Annotated in this window: 17 protein-coding genes; all 17 read right to left on the bottom strand. The window is 31.9% G+C overall.

Going from position 1 to position 19,724, the window contains the following annotated elements:
- The coding region (locus AB2369_RS02995; protein ID WP_367664988.1) for a M16 family metallopeptidase at positions 1–1,147 on the bottom strand (1,147 nt) is incomplete at its 3' end.
- A 53-nt stretch (positions 1,148–1,200) separates the two neighbouring features.
- The gene (locus AB2369_RS02990; RefSeq protein ID WP_367664987.1) at positions 1,201–3,318 is read right to left on the bottom strand and encodes a polyribonucleotide nucleotidyltransferase; all 2,118 of its coding nucleotides are present in this window, start codon (positions 3,316–3,318) and stop codon (positions 1,201–1,203) included.
- A gap of 99 nt (positions 3,319–3,417) precedes the next feature.
- Complete coding sequence (rpsO, locus tag AB2369_RS02985; RefSeq protein ID WP_367664986.1) at positions 3,418–3,681, bottom strand: 30S ribosomal protein S15; 264 nt, start codon at positions 3,679–3,681, stop codon at positions 3,418–3,420.
- Positions 3,682–3,801: 120 nt separating this feature from the next.
- On the bottom strand, positions 3,802–4,731 hold the full coding sequence (locus AB2369_RS02980) for a bifunctional riboflavin kinase/FAD synthetase (RefSeq protein ID WP_367664985.1): 930 nt from the start codon (positions 4,729–4,731) through the stop codon (positions 3,802–3,804).
- A 10-nt stretch (positions 4,732–4,741) separates the two neighbouring features.
- Entirely contained in the window at positions 4,742–5,617 is an 876-nt protein-coding gene (gene truB / locus AB2369_RS02975) for a tRNA pseudouridine(55) synthase TruB (RefSeq protein ID WP_367664984.1), read from the bottom strand.
- A complete protein-coding gene (locus AB2369_RS02970; RefSeq protein ID WP_367664983.1) occupies positions 5,618–6,580 on the bottom strand; it encodes a bifunctional oligoribonuclease/PAP phosphatase NrnA in 963 nt (320 codons plus the stop codon). It lies immediately after the preceding gene.
- A 2-nt stretch (positions 6,581–6,582) separates the two neighbouring features.
- Entirely contained in the window at positions 6,583–6,933 is a 351-nt protein-coding gene (gene rbfA, locus AB2369_RS02965; RefSeq protein WP_367664982.1) for a 30S ribosome-binding factor RbfA, read from the bottom strand.
- 14 nt (positions 6,934–6,947) lie between these two features.
- A complete protein-coding gene (gene infB / locus AB2369_RS02960) occupies positions 6,948–9,023 on the bottom strand; it encodes a translation initiation factor IF-2 (protein ID WP_367664981.1) in 2,076 nt (691 codons plus the stop codon).
- Positions 9,011–9,361 (bottom strand): ribosomal L7Ae/L30e/S12e/Gadd45 family protein, encoded by a 351-nt coding sequence (locus AB2369_RS02955; RefSeq protein ID WP_367664980.1) that lies wholly within the window; start codon positions 9,359–9,361, stop codon positions 9,011–9,013. The genes infB and AB2369_RS02955 overlap by 13 nt, the downstream gene beginning before the upstream one ends.
- Positions 9,351–9,620 (bottom strand): YlxR family protein, encoded by a 270-nt coding sequence (locus tag AB2369_RS02950; protein WP_367664979.1) that lies wholly within the window; start codon positions 9,618–9,620, stop codon positions 9,351–9,353. The genes AB2369_RS02955 and AB2369_RS02950 overlap by 11 nt, the downstream gene beginning before the upstream one ends.
- A gap of 19 nt (positions 9,621–9,639) precedes the next feature.
- Positions 9,640–10,683 (bottom strand): transcription termination factor NusA, encoded by a 1,044-nt coding sequence (nusA, locus tag AB2369_RS02945; RefSeq protein WP_367664978.1) that lies wholly within the window; start codon positions 10,681–10,683, stop codon positions 9,640–9,642.
- Between the two features lie 31 nt (positions 10,684–10,714).
- Positions 10,715–11,176, bottom strand: coding sequence for a ribosome maturation factor RimP (rimP, locus tag AB2369_RS02940; RefSeq protein WP_367664977.1), 462 nt, complete (start codon positions 11,174–11,176; stop codon positions 10,715–10,717).
- A gap of 242 nt (positions 11,177–11,418) precedes the next feature.
- A complete protein-coding gene (locus tag AB2369_RS02935) occupies positions 11,419–15,756 on the bottom strand; it encodes a PolC-type DNA polymerase III (protein WP_367664976.1) in 4,338 nt (1,445 codons plus the stop codon).
- Positions 15,757–15,796: 40 nt separating this feature from the next.
- On the bottom strand, positions 15,797–16,846 hold the full coding sequence (ispG, locus tag AB2369_RS02930) for a flavodoxin-dependent (E)-4-hydroxy-3-methylbut-2-enyl-diphosphate synthase (protein WP_367664975.1): 1,050 nt from the start codon (positions 16,844–16,846) through the stop codon (positions 15,797–15,799).
- Positions 16,847–16,857: 11 nt separating this feature from the next.
- Positions 16,858–17,874 (bottom strand): RIP metalloprotease RseP, encoded by a 1,017-nt coding sequence (rseP, locus tag AB2369_RS02925; RefSeq protein WP_367664974.1) that lies wholly within the window; start codon positions 17,872–17,874, stop codon positions 16,858–16,860.
- Positions 17,875–17,889: 15 nt separating this feature from the next.
- Complete coding sequence (gene dxr, locus AB2369_RS02920) at positions 17,890–19,044, bottom strand: 1-deoxy-D-xylulose-5-phosphate reductoisomerase (RefSeq protein ID WP_367664973.1); 1,155 nt, start codon at positions 19,042–19,044, stop codon at positions 17,890–17,892.
- Positions 19,044–19,724 (bottom strand): AI-2E family transporter (locus AB2369_RS02915; protein ID WP_367664972.1); only part of this gene is annotated, 681 nt, incomplete at its 5' end. The genes dxr and AB2369_RS02915, both read right to left, overlap by 1 nt.

Genomic DNA, 19,724 nt, shown 5'->3' with positions numbered 1-19,724 from the left:
AACTAACTTCATCTATTTTCTTAATTATATCCTCTGGTTTATTTATCTTATTTAAAAACATTATTGACTTTCCATTTGAAAACATTCTACTACTTGTGCTTTCAAGTCCTAATATATAATTTCCTTTTATTTGCTCCTTAGCTATGGCTAAATTAAACTTATCCATTACCTCTTTAGGAAATTTCTCTATCTCTTCTTTTATTACAGATATAGTATCGTAAACATAATTTGGTGATACTCCCGTATAAACATTAAGAGCCCCTGTATTTATAAATGAAGAGCTATAAGAATAAATTGTATAACAAAGTCCAAGCTCCTCCCTTACCTTTTGAAATAATAGAGAAGATACTCCTCCTCCAAAGAAATTATTTATAAGTAAAAGTGGATATACATCCTCATGTCCTAATGGCAATCCCTTTAATCCCAAACTCAGATGGACTTGCTCTATAGATTTTTCTTTATATAAGATATGTTTTAATATCTCAGGATTTGAATAGGATATGATTTTTTCCTCTTGGATATTCCACTTTCCAAAATATTTATGTACTAAGTTTTGTGCCTCATTAAGATCTACATTACCACATATAGAGATTACTGATCTATTAGGTGTATAATTGGTTGCTATGTATTCTTTTATAATATTTTTATTAAAAGATTTAACTGTCTCTTCAGTACCTAATATAGGGTAAGATAAACTATCTTCTCCCCATATAGCATAACTATGTAAATCTGATAGGACATCTTCTGGAGAATCCTCTCCCATATTTATTTCTTCAATTACTACACTTTTTTCTTTCTCTATTTCTTCTTCATTAAAGGTACTATTAAATAACATATCTGAAAGAACATCTAAAGAAAGCCCTAAATGGCTATCTAAAGCTTTTATGTAATAACAGGTAGCTTCTCTTCCTGTAAAAGCATTTAACTGTCCTCCTACATTCTCTATAGCTTCAGCAATATCCTTTGCAGATCTATTTTCAGTTCCCTTAAAAAGCATATGCTCTATAAAATGAGAAATTCCATTATTATCTTTATTCTCATTTCTTGATCCATTCTCCACCCATAATCCTACACTAACGGAATTAATATAATCTATTTTTTCTACAACAACTCTTAAACCATTATCCAGTTTAAATACATTGTACATAAAGTCCCTCCGTAATATAAAAAAATAAAAAGGCATTACCTGCCCTTCTATTTCTAATTTGTTGTTTCTTCAGTTTCTTCAGTTTCTGAATCTTTTATGGCATCTTTTCTAGATAAGTTAATTCTTCCTTGAGAATCTATATCTGTAACCTTAACTAAAATTTCATCTCCAACAGATACTATGTCCTCAACCTTATTAACTCTATTTACATCTAGTTTAGATATATGAACAAGACCTTCTTTTCCTGGAAGAATTTCAACGAAAGCTCCAAATGCAGCAATCTTTGTAACCTTTCCAAGATGGATCTCTCCTGATTTAACTTCCTTTGTTAAATCTTCTATTATCTTAACAGCTTGTTTTCCACTTGCAGTATCTACTGCAGTAACAAAAACTTTTCCATCTTCCTTTATGTCAATCTTAACGCCAGTTTCAGCTATTATCTTATTAATTGTCTTACCACCAGCACCTATAACATCTCTTATCTTTTCAGGATCTATTGAAATACTAAAAGTTTTTGGAGCATATTTTGAAACTTCTTCTCTTGGTCCTACTATACATGCATTCATCTTATCAAGTAAGAATAATCTAGCTACTCTAGCATCTTCTATACTCTTTTTAATACAAGTATTAGATAATCCCTTAAGCTTTGTATCTACTTGTATAGAAGTTATTCCCTTTTCAGTTCCCGCTACCTTAAAGTCCATATCTCCAAAGAAGTCTTCTATACCTTGTATATCTGTTAATACTTCTTCCTCTGTTAAGTCTTCACTAGTAACAAGCCCCATTGCTATTCCTGCTGCCGGTCTCTTTATAGGTACTCCTGCATCAAGTAATGCTAATGTACTTCCACAAACACTTGCTTGAGAAGTAGATCCATTAGAACTTAAGACTTCTGAAACTAGTCTTATTGTATATGGGAACTCTTCTTCTGATGGTATTAATGGTTCTAATGCCTTCTCCGCTAAAGCTCCATGACCAATTTCACGTCTTCCCGGTCCTCTTAAAGGTTTAACTTCTCCTACACTATAAGCTGGGAAGTTATAATGATGCATATATCTCTTAGATTCCTCTTCCCCTATACCATCTATTATTTGGATATCTCCTAAAGCACCTAAAGTAGCTACTGTAAGTACTTGAGTAAGTCCTCTAGTAAATAATCCAGTTCCATGAGTTCTTGGAAGTAAAGATACATCACAAGATATCGGTCTTATATCATAGAATCCTCTTCCATCTGGACGTCTTTTATCCCTTAATATCATATTTCTAACTATTTCTTTTTGCTCTCTATATACTACATCAGAAATATCTGACTTATTATCTGGATACTTTTCATCAAAGGCTTCTGAAATTTTTCCTTTAACCTGATCCATTGCCTTATTTCTTGCATCCTTATCTGTAATATACATAGCTTCCTTTATCATATCAAAGGAGAAATCTCTAACTTCTTTTTCTAAGGACTCTTCTACCTCATAAACTTCAAATTCAGCTTTTTCTTTTCCAAATTTATTTCTAGCTTCTATTTGGAATTCCACAAGTTTTTGACACTCTTTAAATGCAAACATAATAGCGTCATACATTACATCCTCAGGTATTTCATCTCCACCAGCTTCTATCATCATTATCTTTTCCTGTGTTGCACAAACAGTTAAAGACATAGAACTCTTTTCTCTCTCTGCGGAAGTTGGATTTAATATAAATTCTCCATCAATTAATCCTACGGAAACTGTTCCAACTGGATCTACAAAAGGAATGCTTGATACGAAAAGTGCTGTTGATGCTGCATTGATTGCAAGTATTTCTGGAAGATTATCGTTTTCTACTGACATAACTGTACAAACTACTTGAACATCATTTCTATATCCCTTTGGAAATAAAGGTCTTAGGGGCCTATCTATAGCTCTTCCGTTTAATATGGCTTTCTCGGAAGGTCTTCCCTCTCTCTTTATAAATCCGCCTGGTATTTTACCAACGGAATATAATCTTTCTTCATATTCAACACTTAGAGGGAAAAAATCTATTCCGTCTCTAGGCTTTTCTGATGCATTTACATTTACAAGAACAACTGTATCTCCATAACTCATCATTAGAGCTGCATTTGAAAGCATACCAACTTTTCCATATTCAATCTTCATGGGTCTGCCTGCAACGACAGTTTCAAGTGTATGGTGCATACAACGACCTCCTTTCAATCTATTAATAGTATTATTAGCATATTTTACTTAATTATTAATTTTTTAAAATAATAGAGCGGAAAAATCCGCTCTAATAAATTATCTTCTTAATCCTAATTGTCCAATGATAGTTCTGTATCTTTCGATATCTTGTTTCTTTAAGTAATCTAAAAGACCTCTTCTTTGTCCTATCATCATGAATAGACCTCTTCTTGAGTGGTGGTCTTTCTTGTGTGATCTTAAGTGATCAGTTAAAGAGTTTATTCTCTCTGTTAATAATGCTATTTGCACTTCTGGAGAACCTGTATCTCCTTCATGTCTTGCATAAGTATTCATTATTTCTTGTTTTCTTGCTTTTTCCATTATAAAGCACCTCCAAAATATTATCCCCTAAATCCAAGAAAAAAGTCGGTACTCTCTTATCTTAGATGTAGGTTCTCAACGGTGATTATATCAGACTCCCCATTAGTTGTAAATTACTTTTTATGATTTTAGACATATTTTTTTATGTCTTCCATAGTCTTCATCTTTCTTTAATTGATCCTTTAATTCTTCAAGGGAATTAAACTTAATCTCATCCCTAACCTTCTCTATAAAATATACTTCTATCTCTTTTCCATAAATCTCTTCATTAAAATCTAGTATGAAGGTTTCTATGGATAATTCTTTACCATCTACAGTTGGATTATACCCAATATTAGTCATAGCCTTAAAAACTTTTTTATTAATCCTTATATTTGTATAATATATTCCTATAGAAGGTATTATTGTATCTTTCCTATATTCTAAGTTAGCTGTAGGAAATCCTAATGTTCTACCAAGTTTCTTCCCATGTTTAACAATTCCCCTAATCATAAAAGGCTCCATAAGATATTCATTAGCTCTTTCCATTTCTCCACTCTTTATAAAGTTCCTTATGATAGAGCTACTTATTACCTCACCATTGTGACTTTGAGGCTCTATTATAACTAATTCAAAGTTTAATTCTTTGCTAAGCTCTTTTAAAAGGTTAATATCACCCATGTTTTTATATCCAAATTTATGGTTAAAACCTACAACTATTCCTTTTACATTAAACTTTTTAAATATGATCTTTATAAAATCTTCTGGAGAAAGTCTCATGAACTCTTCATTAAATTCTACAAAAGCTACATAATCTATACCTAGACTCTCTATAAGTCTAGCTTTAGACTTATTATCCATAATAAGTTCTGGTACAAAATTTTTTCTTACCACTGTTAGTGGATGATTTTTAAAAGTGTATACCATACTTTTACATTTATTAGCCTTCGCTTTCTCGAAAGCTTTATTTATAAGAGCCCTATGCCCTGTATGAAGGCCATCAAAGCTTCCTAAAGCAACATAAGTTCCTTCTTTTATTTCTTTGGAGAAATTATTATCTACTATAACCATAGCCGTCCCCCTATAACAGTAACTTTATTATTTTAAACCCATTTTCAAGTTTCTTTCCAAGTCCTATTAAAGTCCCTTTATTTCCATAAACTCTATAAAATTTATTATCTTCTATATGCTCTCTATAGAAACTCTTATCCATTATACTAACTCCATTAATGAGAAGTTTTTCAAACTTTTCATTTACACTTATATAAGGATAATCTCCTAAAGAATCTTCTAAAGATATTAAGCTATCATCTAACTTTTCTCTATTGAGATTATTTATATTAATAGAATTTTCCATATTAAAAGTCCCAGTAGCTTCCCTCTCCAGTTTAGTCATATAAGAACCACATCCTAGAGCTTCTCCAATATCATAACAAAGACTTCTTATGTAAGTTCCCTTAGAGCATAAAACCCTAAACTCTACAAAAGGTATATTTATATTTAATATTTCTACTTTATATATTACTACATTTCTACCTTTTCTTTCAACTTCTATACCTTGTCTTGCTAAATCATAAAGTTTTTTACCATCTATTTTTATAGCAGAATACATAGGGGGTATCTGACTATATTCTTTTTCAAAAGAGTTTATAACTCTCTTTATTTCTTCTTCCATTATATGATCATAACTATTTTCTCTTATAACTTTACCTTCTCTATCATAAGTATCTGTTACTTCTCCAAGCTTTAGCTCTGCTCTATAGGTCTTTCTACCTTCCATTATATAATCAACAAGTTTTGTCCCCTTACCTATACATATAGGCAACACTCCACTAGCTAGTGGATCTAAGGTCCCTGTGTGTCCAACCTTTGAAGTTCCACATACTTTTCTTACCTGTCTTACTACATCAAAGGAAGTCATTCCTTCCGGCTTATAAATATTAATTACTCCATTCATTTACCTCAGTCCTATCTTACTAATTGCATGTAGAATTTTTTCTTCAGCTTCCTTAATGGTAAGCCCTTTTATCATACATCCTGATGCCTTAGTGTGTCCTCCCCCACCAAAGCTTTCAGCTACTTCTCTTACATCAAAATAATTTTTAGCTCTTAGACTAATTTTTATTCCTTCCTCTGCTTCCTTAAGTAATACAACTACTTCTGCAGTATCTACTTCACTTCCAAAGTGTAATATATCAGAGGTATCTACAGATCCTTCTATTCCTAAATCTTTAAACATCTTCTCCGTTATGTTAATAACACATACCTTATTATCCATTAAAAGTTTCATTGACTCTATTGCTTTCCCATAAAGCTTTATTTTTTCATAAGGTTTATTCTCAAATAATGCCCTATGAATATTAGTAAAGTCTATACCTGTGTCTATAAGCTCCCCTGCTATGTAATGGGTGTTCTTACTTGTTCCTGAATGCTTAAATACTCCAGTATCTGTTAAAAGAGAAGTATAAAGACACATTGCAATATCCTTATCTAGCTCTACATTCATTTCCTTTATAAGTCTAAAGATTATTTCCGCTGTAGCTGCTGCATTAGTATCTACATAGTTTATGTCTCCAAACTTGTCATTAGATAAGTGATGGTCAATGTTTATTATTTTATAGCTTCTATTGGAAAAATCAAAATTCCCTGAAAGCCTCTCTACGTTTCCACAATCTACTGTGATTAGACACTGAGTATCCTTTGCTACTTCTACCACATCACCCTTTATATACTCTTCATAACCTAAAAAATTAAAATTCTTAGATATTACATCCTTAGATATTATGTAAGCATTTTTTTTAGATTTTTTTAATGCTCTAAGAAGTGCAAGGGCACTTCCTAGAGCATCTCCATCAGGTGAAGCATGGTAAGTTATAGCAATATTTTCACTGTTATCTATTAACTCTACCACATCTTTCATCTCTACTTATTCTCCTTTATCTTATGGATTAAAGAATCTATATACATACCATGTTCTATAGAATTATCAAGTTCTATAATAAGTTCTGGTACATATCTTAGTTTTATTTTATTCCCAAGGGCTCTTCTCATAAAGCCTTTAGAACTCTTTAATATATTAAGACAAGTTTCTTTTTCTTCTTCCTTACCGAAGATACTTACATATACTTTTGCATATTTAAGATCTTTAGTAACATCTACTTGAGTTATGCTTATCATAGCTGTAAGCCTTGGATCTTTAATTTCATATCTTATGATTTCACTTAACTCTTTCTTTACTTCTTCATTTATTCTTCCACTTCTATAATTAGCCAAGAGAATCTCTCCTTTTATAGCTCTTTTCTTTTTATTTCTTCCATAGTGAAGGCTTCGATTATGTCACCTTCTTTAAGATCATTGAATTTCTCAATGCTTAATCCACACTCATATCCTGAATTTACTTCTTTAACATCATCCTTAAATCTCTTTAAGGATGCAAGTTTACCCTCAAGGATAACTATTCCATCTCTTATTATTCTAACATCACTGTTTCTAGCTATTTTTCCATTTAGAACATAACATCCTGCTATAGTTCCAACACTTGATATTTTATAAGTCTGTCTTACTTCAACATTTCCAAGTACAACTTCTTTATACTCTGGATCAAGAAGTCCTATCATAGCTGACTTAACATCTTCTATAGCCTCGTATATTACTCTATAGGATTTAACATACACGCCTTCTTTTTCTGATGCAACCTGTGCATTTCCATCAGGTCTTACATTGAATCCTATAACTATAGCATTAGATGCTGCTGCAAGAGTTATATCTGTTTCAGTTATAGCTCCAACACCACCATGAATTACTCTTACCTTAACATCATCTGTAGATAATTTTTCAAGAGAAGCCTTTATAGCTTCAACAGATCCTTGAACATCTGCCTTAACTATTATAGCAAGTTCTTTAACTTTTCCTTCTTGAATTTGACTATATAAATCTTCAAGAGATACTCTATTAGAACTTCTAAACTGTTCTTCTTTTATCTTATCTTTTCTAGATTCAGCCATATTTCTAGCAGTCTTTTCATCCTTAACTACATTAAATCTATCTCCTGCTGACGGTACATCAGATAATCCTAATACCTCAACTGGTATTGAAGGTCCTGCTGATTTAATTTTCTTTCCTTTATCATCAAACATAGCTCTTATTCTACCATAAGTATTTCCAACTAAAATAGAATCTCCTACATTTAAAGTTCCATTTTGAACAAGTAAGCTAGCAACTGCTCCTCTACCCTTATCAAGTTTAGCTTCAATTACTGTACCTCTTGCTTTTCTTTGAGGGTTAGCTATAAGTTCTTCAACTTCAGCAGCTAAAATAACCATTTCTAAAAGATCTTCTATACCTTCTTTTGTTCTAGCTGATACTGGTACACATACAGTATCTCCACCCCAATCCTCTGGTATAAGTCCAAACTCTGTAAGCTCTTGTTTTACTCTGTCAGGATTTGCACTTGGTTTATCCATTTTGTTTATAGCTATAATCATTGGAACCTTTGCAGCCTTACAGTGATTTATTGCTTCTTTTGTTTGAGGCATTATTCCATCATCAGCTGCAACAACTAATATAACTATGTCTGTTATTTGAGCTCCACGAGCTCTCATAGCAGTAAATGCTTCGTGACCTGGGGTATCTAAGAATGTAACTTTTTCACCCTTTACATCTACAGTATAAGCACCTATATGTTGAGTTATTCCACCTGCTTCTGATTCTGTTACTTGTGCCTTTCTTATTGCATCAAGAAGAGAAGTCTTACCATGGTCAACGTGACCCATAACAGTAACTATAGGAGGTCTCTTAATTACATTTTCATCATCTAAGATATCATCCTCAGTTTCCTCAAGGGTATGAGTATCTTCTTCTTCTTTACTAACTATTATTTCAAACTTCTCTGCTACCTTCTCTGCAGTTTCAAAATTTATTTCTTGGTTCAGGTTAGCCATAACTCCTGCAAATATTAGGGCTTTTATTACCTCTGATTGAGGTTTATTTAACTTTTCTACAAACTCTTTAACTAGAATAGTTTCCCCTATCTCTATTACAGTATTTTCAGATGCTTCCTCTAATACCTCTTCTTCAGCCTTCTGTTGTTTCTTATTAGCCTTTCTTGGCTTGTTCTTTTGTCCACGGTTTACTTCCTCTGAAACCATGTCCTCATATTCTTCTACTATTCCTTTTTTATCTTCATTAGGATTATTTTTCTTATTTTCCTCTATTAATTCCTTTATAAGTTCCGCATCTTCTTCTTCGATTACACTCATATGGTTTTTTACTTCAATACTGAATTCATCCATTAGAAGATTTATAAGGTCTTTACTTGAAACCTCTAACTCTTTTGCTAATTCATATACTCTTATTTTTGACACGACTCTTCACCCCCGGTAAAATTTGTATCCGAATCTAGGCTTTTGCTTAGTTCTAAAAGTTTTACAGCCATATTATTATCTATAACACATAAAATCTTAAGTTCTTCTCTTCCTAAGGCATTTCCTAGTTCTTCCTTTGGTAAGTTTTCTATTACTGGTACATTCTTTTCTGTGCAATATCTTAAAAACTTATCCTTTGAGTTATTAGATGTCTCCCTTGATAGGATTAACAGACAAGGTTTTTTCCTTCTAATATACTCTTCACATTTATTGTAACCTTCTATAAGGTTTCCAGCTTTTTTAGTTAAACCTAAAAAATTATAAAATTTACTTTTCATTATTTATCTCTTCCTTTAAAGAAGCATATATATCTTCTTCTATGTTAGTCTCAAGGTTTTTATTTAATCTCTTAGACTTAAAAGCTTTTTCTAGGCATAATTCACTTTTGCAAATATATGCTCCTCTTCCTGGCTTCTTACCAGTTAAATCTAAAGTAACAACTCCTTCAGGACTTCTAACTATTCTTATAAGCTCTTTTTTAGGCTTCATTTCCATACAACCATTACACATTCTTTGAGGTATTTTTCTCATTTTCATATTTATCACCCCTTAGAAACTATTCTGTAATTTGTGATTTACTTTTTATGTCTATCTTCCATCCTGTAAGCTTAGCTGCAAGTCTTGCATTTTGCCCTTCTTTACCTATAGCTAAGGATAATTGGCTATCATCAACAACAACTTTTGCTGACTTTCCTTCCTCATCTACTGATACCTCTAAAACTTTGGCTGGACTTAATGCATTAGCTATATACTCTTCTGGAAGTTTACTGTGTTTTATTATATCTATCTTTTCATTTCTAAGTTCATTTACTATGTTCTGTACTCTAGATCCCTTTGGTCCAACACATGCTCCCATAGCATCAACACTTTCATCATTTGATGATACTGATATCTTTGTTCTAGATCCTGCTTCTCTTGCAATACTTTTTATTTCAACTACACCCTCATATATTTCTGGAACTTCAAGTTCAAATAACCTTTTTACAAGACCTGGATGAGTTCTAGATACCACTACCTGAGCACCCTTTGTGGTGTTCTTAACTTCAACTATATATAATTTTAATTTATCATTAAAATTATATTCTTCTCCTAGTATTTGCTCATTTGGTCCTAAAGCTGCCTCTACTTTCCCAAGATCTACATATACATTGTTTCTATCTTTTCTACTTATGACACCAGTTATTATGTCATATTCTTTTTCTATAAATTCATTATACACTATAGTTCTTTCAGCTTCCTTTATTCTTTGAACTACTACTTGTTTTGCAAGCTGAGCTGCTACTCTTCCAAAATTTCTAGGTGTTACCTCTATTTCAACTATATCTTCAAGATCATATCTTGGACTTACTTCTTTTGCATCCTCTAGGCTTATCTCTATAACATCATCATAAACCTCTTCTACTACTTCCTTTTGAGAATATACATGTATTTCTCCTGTTTCCCTATCCATACTAACTCTAACATTCTGAGCTGCACTATTTGAGTAATTCTTCTTATAGGCTGCTATAAGCGCATCTTCTAAAGTAGAAAATATTAAATCCTCACTTATGCCCTTCTCCTTAACTATATCCTTTAATGCACTTATAAATTCTTCATTCATCTTATAATAACCTCCTTTTTAAAACTCCCCACTAAAATGCTTCTATATTAATAGATTTTATTCTATCTCTATCTATAGTTAATTCATTTCCATCTTCTAATACTATATTTACATAAGTATCGTCAAAGGATTTTAGGCTTCCCTTATAAGTTTTCTTACTATCTAGGCTTTTACTTAGCTTAACTAAAACATTTTTATCTATATTATCTTGTAAATGCTTAGAATTATGTAAAAATCTATTCATCCCTGGTGAAGATACTTCTAAGTAATAAAAATCACTTATAGGATCCTTCTCATCTAATACATCACTTAGGGCCCTACTTACCTTTTCGCAATCATCTAGGGTTATTCCGCCCTCATTATCAATATATATTCTTAAATAATTTTCTCTATCTTCTTTTACATACTCTATATGGTAAACCTCATATCCTAGTTTCTCTATTACTGGTGCTAATATTCCCTCTAACCCTTCTACTAATTCTTCTTTTTTCATCTACTATCCCTCCTTAACTATTTATTTATTTATTATAGTCTTCCACATTTACAAGTGAATATATGTAATTAACTTCAAACTTAAAATATTAAAAATAATTAACGAAAAACGCAACCTTGTAGTTGCGTTTTTTACAAATAGAAAGAGCGGGCTTAAGACCCACTCCTTAAATGTCTAAAATTTAGCATGTTATGTTCACATTGTAACATAGTTAAATAATTAATACAAGTAAATTCCGGAAATTAAAATAAACTAAGCTGATTAGTCTCTGAAAGTCCTTCTAAGCAGCCATGGTTTCCTAGAGTTTCTATAACAGTCTTACTTACCTTAGCTCTAAGTCTTAAATCTTCTTTTGAAATAAATTCACCCTCACCTCTAGATTCTACAATACTCTTTGCAGCATTATCGCCTACTCCCTGAAGGGAATTTATAGGTGGTCTTATGCCACCTTCTTCTATTAAAAATTTTACAGCATCTGACTTATATAAGTCAACCTTTAAAAACTTAATTTCTCTTTTATACATCTCATAACATATTTCAAGCACAGTAAGTAAACCTTTATCCTTTTGGGTCATATTGTTTCCAAGGTTATTAATCTCCTGTATTTTATCTTTAATAACCCCCTCACCTTTTACTATAAGATCTGCATCAAAATCATCAGCTCTTACAGTAAAATATGTGGCATAGTATGCCTCTGGATAATGAACCTTAAAATAGGCTATTCTAACAGCCATCATAACATAGGCCACAGCGTGACCTTTCGGGAACATATACTTTATTCTATTACAAGATTCAATATACCAGTCTGGTACTTTATTTTCCTTCATTACTTTTACATCTTCATCTTTGAGGCCTTTTCCTTTTCTAACCTTTTCCATTATGGTGAAAGCAGTTTTAGGTGGTACCCCTTTATATATAAGGTATACCATAATATCATCTCTTGTAGAGATACAATCTTTTAGAGTGGTATATCCTTCTTTAATAAAGTACTGTGCGTTATTAAGCCATACATCAGTACCATGAGAAAGCCCTGATATTCTAACAAGATCTGAAAAAGTTTTAGGCTCTGTGTCAAGTAACATTTGCCTTACAAATTTAGTTCCAAATTCCGGTAATCCATAAGTTCCAACTTCACATTCAAGCTCTTCCTTCGTTACTCCTAAGGCATCTGGTTTTGTGAAAAGGCTAAGTACCTCTTCATCATTTAAAGGTATGGTTTTAGGATCAATTCCTGTTAAATCTTGAAGCATTCTAATCATGGTAGGATCATCATGCCCTAGTATATCTAGCTTCAGAAGTCTACCACTTATGGAATGGTAATCAAAGTGGGTTGTTATTATATCTGTATCATTATCATCTGCTGGGTGTTGTATTGGGCAGAAATTAAATATTTCATTATCCCTCGGCACAACCATAATTCCTCCTGGGTGCTGACCAGTAGTTCTTTTAATTCCTGTACAACCCATTGTAAGCCTTTCTATCTCTGCCTGAGGAACTATTATTTCTCTTTCATCTAAGTATTTTTTTACATATCCATAAGCAGTTTTTTCTGCCACAGTACCTATGGTTCCAGCCTTAAACACATAACCTTTTCCAAATAAAACCTCTGTATACTTATGAACCACGCTTTGATATTCTCCTGAGAAGTTAAGGTCGATATCCGGTTCCTTATCTCCTTCAAACCCAAGGAAAGTTTCAAAAGGTATATCATGACCTTCTCTTATAAATTCCGTATCACATTCAGGGCATTTTTTATAAGGTAGATCTGCTCCAGAACTTATAGAACCATCCAGTATAAATTCACTATTTTTGCACTTAGGGCATACATAATGAGGTGGTAATCCATTAACCTCTGTTATATCTGTCATAGTGGCAACTAAAGATGACCCAACAGATCCTCTTGATCCAACCAAGTATCCATCTTGAAGGGACTTTGCAACTAACTTATGGGCTATTAAATAAAGAACTGCATAACCATTATTTATTATGGAATTAAGCTCTTTATCTACCCTCTTCTGTACCACCTCAGGAAGAGGATTTCCGTAAATTGAATGGGCCTTATCCATGGTCATATTTCTTATATCTTCTTCTGCCCCATCTATTTTGGGTGGAAAAGTCTCATCTGGTATTGGCTTTACATCCCCTATCATCTCTGCCACCTTATTGGTATTTTCAATTACTACTTCCTTTGCTTTATCTTCCCCTAAATATGAAAACTCCTTAAGCATCTCATTAGTGGTTCTAAAGTAAAGTGGTGGTGAATTATCTGCATCTCTAAAGCCTTGACCTGCAAGTATTATCCTTCTAAACACTTCATCTTTAGGGTCTAAAAAGTGTACATCGCAGGTAGCTACTACAGGTTTAGAGTACTTTTTCCCTAGATTATATATTCTTCTATTTAAATTCTCTAGCTCTTTTCTATCTTTAACCTTTTCATCTCTTATTAAAAAGGCATTATTATCTATAGGTTGAATTTCTAAATAATCATAGAAGGTTAAAATCTCTTCAATATCCTCTTCTTCTAAATTTTCAAGTAATCCTCTAAAAAGTTCTCCACTTTCACAAGCTGATCCAATTATAAGTCCTTCTCTATATTCCTCTATAAGTGTCTTAGGAAGTCTTGGCTTCTTAAAGAAGTTATCTAAATGAGCACTTGATATTAGCTTATATAAATTCTTAAGTCCTACCTGGTTTTTAGCTAAAATTATAATATGATACATAGGAAGTTTCTTTATATCTATATTACTTAAAAACTCATCATTTAATACTTTTAAAGTCTCTATATTCTTATCATTTTTTAAAATATTAAAGGAATGAAGTAGTATTTCTGCTGTAGCTTCTGCATCATCTACAGCCCTATGATGGTTCTCAAGGGATATTCCTAAATATTTTGCTATAACATTTAGTTTAAATCTTTTAAGTTCAGGATATAAAAACTTAGCCAGTGGTATTGTATCCATTACTGAATTATCAAAGGATAGTTCTAAATCTTTAGCATTTTTTCTTATAAAAGATGTATCAAAAGCTGCATTATGAGCTACAACTACACTATCTCCTATAAACTCTATAAAGTTCTTTAATACAATATCTATTGTGTCTTCCTTCTCAACCATGCTTTCTGTAATACTTGTAAGTTCAACTATCTTTGCCGGAATAGGTCTTTCTGGATTCACAAGTCTACTGAACCTATCAGTAATCTTTCCATTTTCTATTTTTACTGCTCCTATTTCTATTATTTTATCATTTTGATTAGAGAACCCTGTAGTTTCTATATCAAACACTACATAGGTATCATCAAGATTCTGCCCTCTTTCCTTAAGGACTATAGGAACTCCATTGTTTACAAGGTATCCTTCAACTCCATATATAACCTTAATTCCATGTTTTTTTCCTGTATCCATAGCCTCTGGGTATGCCTGAACAACTCCATGATCTGTAATAGCAATAGCCTTATGCCCCCATTTAGCAGCTCTTTCTATTATTTTCCCTGGAGAGCTTACTGCATCCATGGTACTCATGGTTGTATGCGTATGAAGTTCTACTCTTTTTTCCTCACTAATATCCATTCTTTCGATCTGTTCAACCTTAACTATATTTCTTGCTTTTAAGGTTATTTCTCTTGAATACATATCATAAGAACATTCCCCTTTTACCTTAACCCTTATACCAGACTTTATATTATTTATAAGCTCCTCTACATCTTTCTTCGGGAAAAACTTTACAGTTATTGAACTAGTATAATCTGTTATAAAGAAGGAGAATATTACCGTACCATTCTTAGTTTCTATAACATCGGTTTTAAATATATCTCCACATATAGTTACAATACCCGAACTATCAGTTAAAGTATTTATATCTGAAATTTCATCAGTAATTTGTCTATTTCCATATAGTACATTTTCATCCTTAACCTTTGAATCTGCTTTTTCTTTTCCTTGATACTTATTTCCATTTCCATATTTATTACCTTGCTCTTTTGGTTTTCTTGAATTATTCTCACTCTTAGCTTTTGGAGAAGAAACCCTATTTTCCATTATTTTCTTAACAAGATTATTATTCTCTTTTATCTTTTCTTCAGTATAATTGTTGTTTAGTCCAACATTTAAGTCATATACTATGGATATATTACAAACTATACCAAACATGTCTTTTATATTAGACTTTAAAATATCATGAAGATTTTTACTCTTAAGCATTTTACACATAAATTCATTGCTATGCTTAAGTATTAATATATCTCCCTCAATTACTCTTTCACATTTATGTAAAAGCTCCTTAGATACTGGAATTTTTTCGATGACAATATTAGTTAACTCAAACCAATATTTCATAGCTACTTCTTCTAATGTTACATCTTCAAGCTCTTTAAAATATACTATATCTAAGTTAGTAAATTCCCCTATATTAGAAATTATACTTTCTCTAATCATTGAATCTACAGATTCCTCTATGTCTCTTTTACACTTAAATACCACTCTTAATGTATCATTATTTTTAAAATACTGTATTCTACTAAGTTTAAGCTCTTCTTTTAAGGAATCATTATTTTTTATGATTGGTGTAAATATATCTACACTCACAAAAATTCCTCCTTGCAATTAAAAATATGTAGGCAAAAGCCTACATATTCTCTATTTCTTTCATTAATTCTTCAACTAAATCTTCTTCTTTAACTTTTTTAATTACTACACCTTTTTTGAAGATCATTCCTTCTCCACGTCCACCTGCTATTCCTATATCAGCTTCTTTTGCTTCTCCTGGACCATTTACAACGCATCCCATAACAGCAACCTTTATATTTTTATTACAATCTGCTAATCTTTTTTCAACTTCCTCAGCTATTTTTATTAAATTAATCTGAGTTCTACCGCAGGTAGGGCAAGAAACAAATTTTATCCCTTCATTAAGGTTTCCTGTAGCCTTTAATATTTCACGTCCTACTTTTATTTCTTCTATAGGATCTCCTGTTAAAGACACCCTTATTGTATCACCAATACCCTCACAAAGTAAAGTTCCAATTCCTATACTTGATTTTATAGTTCCTCTCCATACCGTTCCTGATTCTGTTACTCCAAGGTGTAGAGGGTAGTCTGTTTGTTTTGAAACTAATCTATAACTATTCACCATTTCCATAACATCTGAAGACTTTATAGAAATTACAGTATCATAAAATCCAAGATCTTCTAGATATCCAACATTTCTTAAAGCACTTTCACAGAGAGCTTCTGGAGTTGGTCTACCATACTTTTTAAGTAGGTCTCTCTCTAATGAACCACTATTTACTCCAACTCTCATAGGAAGACCTTTCTCCATAGCTGCCTTAGCTACCATTTCAAGTTTAACCTTACTTCCTATATTTCCTGGGTTTATTCTAAGGGCTGATACTCCATTTTTTATAGCCTCTAATGCTAATCTATAATCAAAATGTATATCTGCAACTAAAGGTATATCTATCTCCTTTGATATAGAGCTTAGTGCCTCTGCAGCCTCCCAGTCTGGTACTGCACATCTTACTATGTTACATCCTGCTTTTTGAAGCTCTTTTATTTGGTTTACTGTAGCCTTTACATCTCTTGTATCTGTATTTGTCATAGATTGAACGCTTACTGGAGAATCTCCTCCTACATATGTGTTTCCAACCTTTATTTTCTTTGTTACTGCTCTTTTCATCTTATCCTCTCCTATATGTTGATAGGAAATAATATATCCTTAATGGTTACTAAAAGCATTAATAATAATAATACTGAGAAACCTATATAATTTAAAGTACCTACTATCCTATCACTTACCTTTTTCCTTGATATTAGTTCTATCAGTAATAAAACTGTCCATCCTCCATCTAGTGCTGGGAATGGTAATAAATTAAATATAGCTAATTGAATGCTTATATATGCTACTAAATTTAATAAGCTAAACATACCAGCCTTTGCAGCTGCTCCTGAAACTTTTATAATAGAAACTGGTCCACCTACATCATTTAAAGTGGCATTTCCTGAGAATATGGTCTTAAGGGCCATAAAGGTCTGCTTTATCATGGACTTGGTTTTAACAAACCCATAATTAACCCCCTCTAAGAAGGTTGGATTCTCTACTTTTGTAGGTTCTATACCTATCATATATCTATTTTCTTCTTTATTAAAAGCTGGAATTATTTTTATTTCTTCTTCAGAACTATTTCTTAAAACCTTTAGTTTTATAGTAGAATCCTTTGCCATATAAATTCCCATAGATACATCATCCCAAGTGTCTACCTTTTTATCATTTATAGCAACAATTTTATCCCCTTTTGTTATTTTAGCAGCTTCCGCTGGGGAATTAGGGACTACTCCATTGATACTTGGAGTCCAAAAACCATAACTAAATCCTATAATCATATATATTAAAATTGGTAGTAATAAGTTCATTATAGGACCTGCTATAATAATACTTATTCTTTGAAGAGGGCTTTTAGATGAAAAAGCTCTTTCATCATCACCTTCTACTTCCTCTTCATCCCCATACATTTTAACATATCCACCTATGGGTAGCATTCTTATAGAATATAAAGTTTCCTTCCCTTCTATACTAAAAAGTTTTGGTCCCATACCTATGGCAAATTCTACTACCTTAACACCATTTACCTTAGCCATAATAAAATGACCAAGCTCATGTATTATAACAAGCACCCCTAATGCTAATATAGCAATTACAAAATACACTTCACAAAACCTCCCCTACTCATATTTATTATATATATATGTTCTAACATCTTCATCCATTTTAATTATATTTTCTAGAGTTACCTCCATATTATAATCAAATTTCCCCATAACTTCTTCTATTATATCAGCTATTTGTAAAAAAGAAACTTTATTTCTTAAAAATAATTCTACACAAACCTCATTAGCACCATTTAAAATAGTTGGCATAAGTTTTCCTTTTCTTCCTGCCTCATAAGCAAGGGCTAGACATTTAAATGTATCCATATCTGGTTTTTCAAAGGTTAATTTACTAATCTCATAAAAATCTAGTGAAGAACACACCTGGGACTTTCTTTCTGGATAATTCAATGCATACTGTATTGGAAGCTTCATATCCGTACTACCAAGCTGGGCTATAACACTTCCATCTACGTATTCCACCGCAGAGTGTATAATGCTTTGAGGATGTACTACTACCTGTATATCATTATAATCTACATCAAATAACCATTTAGCTTCTATAACCTCAAGTCCTTTATTCATAAGAGTTGCAGAATCTATAGAAATCTTACGTCCCATATTCCATTTAGGATGCTTCAGTGCCTCCTCTGGAGTAATATTGATTAAATCATCACTCTTTTTACCTCTAAAGGGCCCTCCAGAAGCTGTTAAAATTATCTTTTTTACATCTTTTAAGTTATTTCCTTGAAGGCTTTGAAATATGGCACTATGCTCTGAGTCTACAGGGAATATATTTACCCCATTCTCCTTTGCAGCTTTCATTACAATTTCTCCTGCAACTACTAAGGTTTCTTTATTTGCTAATGCTATATCCTTCTTAGCTTCTATTGCCTTTAAAGTAGGTCTAAGGCCAATCATACCTACAATTGAAGTTACCACCATATCTACTTCATCTAGTGTAGCTATGTATTCAAGACCTTCTATACCAAAGAGTAAATCTACCTTATTATCTATTCCTTTTATATACTTCTGAATTTTTTTATAAGCTTCTTCATCACTTATAACAACAAACTTTGGAGAAAATTCATCTATAATTTCAATAACCTTATCTATATTTGAATTAGCAGATACTGCTATGAGATTAAAGTTATCTTTTTCTTTTCTTATCACATCTAAAGTCTGAGTTCCAACGGACCCTGTTGCACCTATTATACATATATTCTTCATTACGTCTCCTCCTGGTCAATAATTAGTATTTCCTTTGATAAAATAATATAAAATACCCCTGCAAAGCCTCCTATTACCCCAAAAACTTTTATTCCTATATAAAGAGCTATGACTATGGCTAAGGGATGTATATCTAGTTTATTGCTAATAAATTTTGTTTCTAAAATCTGCCTTACTATCTCTACTAGAAGGTATAGTCCTAAAAGGCCTATAGAAACAAAATAGTTTCTTAAAAAAATATTATATATTATAAGTGGTATAAAAACTACTATAATACCAACATAGGGAAGTACATCTAATATACCACAAATTATTCCAAGTACAAATCCATTAGGTATCTTTAAAATAAAAAAACCTAATATAATTATCAATGTAGAAATTAATATTAATATCACTTCTATTATGGCAATCTCTCTTAAATTAGAAGCCTTGCTACAAAGATTATTATAAATTTTATCTCCTAATAAAAGTTTTATAAACTTTAATATAGCATATTTATCACTTAATATAAAGTAGGTAGCTATGTTCCCTATAAAGTAGGCTATAATACTATCTGTTGTATAAAGGGCACTCTTTGTTATTATATCCTTATTTATTATGTTAAAATCCTTTAAATTAATTTCCCCTACTTTTAAACTTATAACTTCTTTTACATCATATATAAAATCTATAAAGTTTTC

This window comes from Clostridium sp. (assembly GCF_040797585.1).
In the GTDB taxonomy this organism is placed as follows: domain Bacteria; phylum Bacillota; class Clostridia; order Clostridiales; family Clostridiaceae; genus Clostridium_Z.
The sequence above is the reverse complement of the archived record's forward strand: the minus strand, read 5'-3'. Positions and strand labels throughout refer to the sequence as shown.

Bases quoted from the DNA above. Each gene is read 5' to 3' on its own strand.
- AB2369_RS02950 (WP_367664979.1), bottom strand. From the start codon at position 9,620: ATGAAAATGAGAAAAATACCTCAAAGAATGTGTAATGGTTGTATGGAA.
- rimP (WP_367664977.1), bottom strand. From the start codon at position 11,176: ATGAAAAAAGAAGAATTAGTAGAAGGGTTAGAGGGAATATTAGCACCA.
- rpsO (WP_367664986.1), bottom strand. From the start codon at position 3,681: ATGGAAAAAGCAAGAAAACAAGAAATAATGAATACTTATGCAAGACAT.
- AB2369_RS02970 (WP_367664983.1), bottom strand. From the start codon at position 6,580: ATGAAAGATGTGGTAGAGTTAATAGATAACAGTGAAAATATTGCTATA.
- nusA (WP_367664978.1), bottom strand. From the start codon at position 10,683: ATGAATGAAGAATTTATAAGTGCATTAAAGGATATAGTTAAGGAGAAG.
- dxr (WP_367664973.1), bottom strand. From the start codon at position 19,044: ATGAAGAATATATGTATAATAGGTGCAACAGGGTCCGTTGGAACTCAG.
- AB2369_RS02990 (WP_367664987.1), bottom strand. From the start codon at position 3,318: ATGCACCATACACTTGAAACTGTCGTTGCAGGCAGACCCATGAAGATT.
- truB (WP_367664984.1), bottom strand. From the start codon at position 5,617: ATGAATGGAGTAATTAATATTTATAAGCCGGAAGGAATGACTTCCTTT.
- AB2369_RS02955 (WP_367664980.1), bottom strand. From the start codon at position 9,361: ATGAAAAGTAAATTTTATAATTTTTTAGGTTTAACTAAAAAAGCTGGA.
- ispG (WP_367664975.1), bottom strand. From the start codon at position 16,846: ATGAAAAGAGCAGTAACAAAGAAAATAAAGGTTGGAAACACATATGTA.
- AB2369_RS02980 (WP_367664985.1), bottom strand. From the start codon at position 4,731: ATGGTTATAGTAGATAATAATTTCTCCAAAGAAATAAAAGAAGGAACT.